Annotated in this window: 3 protein-coding genes and 1 pseudogene; 3 read left to right on the plus strand and 1 reads right to left on the minus strand. The window is 69.3% G+C overall.

All coding sequences use genetic code 11. The features are described from left to right. Positions 1–163: 163 nt before the first annotated feature. Positions 164–967, minus strand: coding sequence for a TIM barrel protein (locus tag ACLJK8_RS22335; protein WP_413152625.1), 804 nt, complete (start codon positions 965–967; stop codon positions 164–166). Positions 968–1,720: 753 nt separating this feature from the next. Here ACLJK8_RS22335 and ACLJK8_RS22340 point away from each other — a divergent pair. From ACLJK8_RS22340 to ACLJK8_RS22350, 3 genes and pseudogenes are all read left to right on the plus strand, one after another. Next, positions 1,721–2,005, plus strand: a pseudogene (locus ACLJK8_RS22340) (alcohol dehydrogenase catalytic domain-containing protein); the annotation flags it as partial. Positions 2,006–2,141: 136 nt separating this feature from the next. After that, positions 2,142–2,804 carry a zinc-binding dehydrogenase gene (locus tag ACLJK8_RS22345; RefSeq protein WP_413152626.1) on the plus strand — a complete coding sequence of 221 codons (663 nt, stop codon included), beginning with the start codon at positions 2,142–2,144 and terminating at the stop codon, positions 2,802–2,804. Between the two features lie 331 nt (positions 2,805–3,135). Continuing rightward, positions 3,136–3,256, plus strand: a 121-nt coding sequence (locus ACLJK8_RS22350; RefSeq protein ID WP_413152627.1) for an acetyl-coenzyme A synthetase N-terminal domain-containing protein, incomplete at its 3' end; no start/stop codon positions are given.

A 3,256-nucleotide genomic window follows, 5' to 3' on the forward strand; every position in this document is an offset into this window, starting at 1 on the left:
CGACCGGGCGCGCCGCACACCTTCATCACCACGGACGGCTTTCTCGCCGCCTTCGATCTCGCGAGCCTGCGCGACCTGCCGGAAATGGAGGTGGCGGAGGATGACGGGTTGATCCCGGGCGGGCTGCTCCCCGGCCGAACCTGACCCGCCACCGGGGGAAACGTCAGGCTCCGGCCTCGGCCGCCACGCCGGCCGAAACATGGTCCATGCTGTCGCGAACGGCGGGCTCGGGCTCGGCCAGGTCGTGCACCTCGGTGGCGAAAGGCTCGAAGCTGTAGGGGCCCTCGAATCCGGCGGCGAGCAGCGCGCGGATCTGCGCCAGGTTCCCGAGCCGGTCCGAGCCATCGACGAGCACCCGATGGTCGTCGAGCATGTCGGCGACCGCGACTCCGGGGTCGGTCACGCCCGAGATATGGACGAGGCCGGTCCAGTCCGGGAAGAACTCGGCCTCTCCGGCGAGGTGATGGTGGAAGGTATCGTGGACGAGCCTGTAGGTCTCACGGCCGCCCGCCGCCTCGATCGCCGCGATCGCTTCGCGCTTGGTACGCAGCGAGGAGACCGGGAAGCCCAGCGGCTCGACGAGGCCGGTGAGGCCGCGCTCGTCGAGGATCGGCTTCATCGCGGCGAGCGCGGCGATCACGCGGTCGGAGGCGATCTCGGTCCCGTCGTTGCGCGGGCACATGACCAGCGCCTTCGCACCGCAGGCGGCGGCGTAATCGGCGAGCGCGATCGCCCGCTCGGGCAGGTCGCCGGACCAGTCGTTGAACGGATAGAGCGCGTTGATCGAGAGAATGGTGACCCCGGCCTTCTCTGCCTCGGTTCGGACATCCGCCGCCGCCCAGGCGCCCACGACATCGGGCAGGTCATTGCGGATCTCGACCTCGGTCATGCCCAGCCGGCGCGCGAGTTCGAAGAAGTCGGGCAGCGCCAGGTTCGGGGTGGTGATATGGTTCAGGGCGAAGCGCATGGCTGTCTCCTTCGGGGATGGGCGGAAAGGGTTCGGGGCGGGCGCCCCTTCGGCGTGGAAGCCAGACGGTGCGCGGCGGATCTACGTCCGGTGCCCGCCGACGGGGCGCCGCGACGCGTCGTGCAGGGCCCGGTCGAGCGTGATGCGCATGGGGCGGTCCCCTCCTGGGGCGTCTGGCGGGAAGCTTCCGTCACTCCATCGGGCCATCGCGCCGCGCCTTCGTGACGCCGGTGAAAATCCACGATGATCGCCGCGCGGTCAATGGAAACCCTCGGTCCCGGACTTTCATTCCGGATAGAAAACGACCGCCGCGATGATAGATTCCTTTCATCGCGGCGACCGCCCCGGCAGCGATGCGCCTCGGTCGCAGGCGGCCCGCCGGTTCCCGCCTGACCGGGCGAAGGCGAGATCGCCAACCGCTTCGGAGCATCAGGCGCCGCGCGCGCCCGATACCGCCTCCGCGAGAAACTAGCATGCCGCTCGCGATGGGAGGACCCGGCCGGCCGAACGGCGCGAGGCTTCCGGGGCGAGGCTTTCGTCGGGCGGGAAGGCCGGAGTGGTACGATACGGGTTTCGCCACGGGTGTCCCCTCGCTACTCTCCGGCAAGCATGGCCACCCGAGGACCAAGACATGATCGAACGTCCCGCGTCGTGGAACGCGATGACACCCGCGGGGCCCGACCGACATCCGGCGACACCTCGGCGGCGGGCCGAGGGTTGCTCGCGACCCGCGACGAAACCGAAGGAGGAACCATGACCAGGGCCATTCTCGTGGAGAAGGACGGTGACACCCAGACCGCGGGCATCAAGGATGTCACGCTGGAGCCACTGGGCGAAGGCGAGGTGGCGGTCGACGTCGCCTATTCGACGCTGAACTACAAGGACGCGCTCGCCCTCACCGGCGCCTCGCCGGTGGTACGCTCGTTTCCGATGGTGCCGGGGGTCGATCTCTCCGGGGTGGTGCGCGAGAGCCGGTATCCCGATCTCAAGCCAGGCGACGCGGTGGTGCTGAACGGCTGGGGCGTGGGCGAGAGCCACTGGGGCGGCCTCGCCGAGCGCGCCCATCTCAAGGGCGACTGGCTGGTGCCGCTGCCGGAAGGCATTTCGGCCCGGCAGGCAATGGCAATCGGAACGNGGCCTCGCCGAGCGCGCCCATCTCAAGGGCGACTGGCTGGTGCCGCTGCCGGAAGGCATTTCGGCCCGGCAGGCAATGGCAATCGGAACGGCGGGATACACGGCGATGCTCGCCGTCATGGCGCTCGAAGAGCATGGGCTGACCCCGGAGAGCGGCGAGATCGTCATCACGGGTGCGAGCGGCGGCGTCGGCGGCGTCTCGATCGCGCTCCTCGCCCGGCTCGGCTACACCGTCGCCGCGGTCACCGGCCGGATGAGCGAGGCGGATTACCTCACGGATCTCGGCGCGGGCTCCGTGATCGACCGGGCGGAGCTTTCCGGCAAGCCGCGCCCGCTCGCCAGGGAACGCTGGGCAGGCGGGATCGACGCCGCGGGGAGCGTGGTCCTGGCCAATGTCCTCTCGATGATCCGGGGCGGCGGTGTCGTCGCGGCCTGCGGTCTCGCGGGCGGCATGGACCTTCCCACTTCGGTCGCGCCCTTCATCCTGCGTGGCGTCACCCTCGCGGGCATAGAGAGCGTCCGCTGCCCCCGGCCGCGGAGGATCGAGGCCTGGAACCGGCTGGCGCGCGATCTCGACATGGAGAAGCTCGAGGCGATGGTGACGGAAATCGCCCTCGACGATGTGGTTGGCATCGCACCGAAATTCCTCGATGGGCAGGTGCGGGGCCGGATCGTCGTTCCCGTGGCACCGCGAGAGGCTTGAGATTGCGCGTCGGGAACGGACTCCGCGCGGCCGCGGCGCCGATCGCCGCGCCCGCGCCGGATCGCCCGACGATGGTCTGCATTGCACCGCGGCATGTCCGACGGTTAATCGAGACGCGCGGCATACGATGGCATATCGTGGCCGCGATCGGTCGGAAGCGACGCCAATCGAAGGCGGGACACCCAATGTCCCACCCGACCGGTGGCAGCGGGCACGAGGTGTCCCGCCCACGAAGTGGATATGAGGGGAACGCCAGATGCCAGATGACATGCACGAGCCTTCGGAAGAGACGGTTTCGCGGGCGCTTTTGGGCGCGGATGGGTATGAGGAGATGTATCGGGCTTCGATCGATGATCCGGACGGGTTCTGGGGGGAGCACGGGAAGCGTCTCGACTGGATCACGCCGTTCGAGCGGGTGAAGAACACCTCCTTCGCCTATGACGATGTGTCGA

This window comes from Amaricoccus sp. W119, assembly GCF_047275745.1.
GTDB lineage: Bacteria > Pseudomonadota > Alphaproteobacteria > Rhodobacterales > Rhodobacteraceae > Amaricoccus.

What these genes read in the sequence shown, in the direction of transcription:
- ACLJK8_RS22335 (WP_413152625.1), bottom strand. Translation starts at nt 967, where the DNA reads ATGCGCTTCGCCCTGAACCATATCACCACCCCGAACCTGGCGCTGCCC.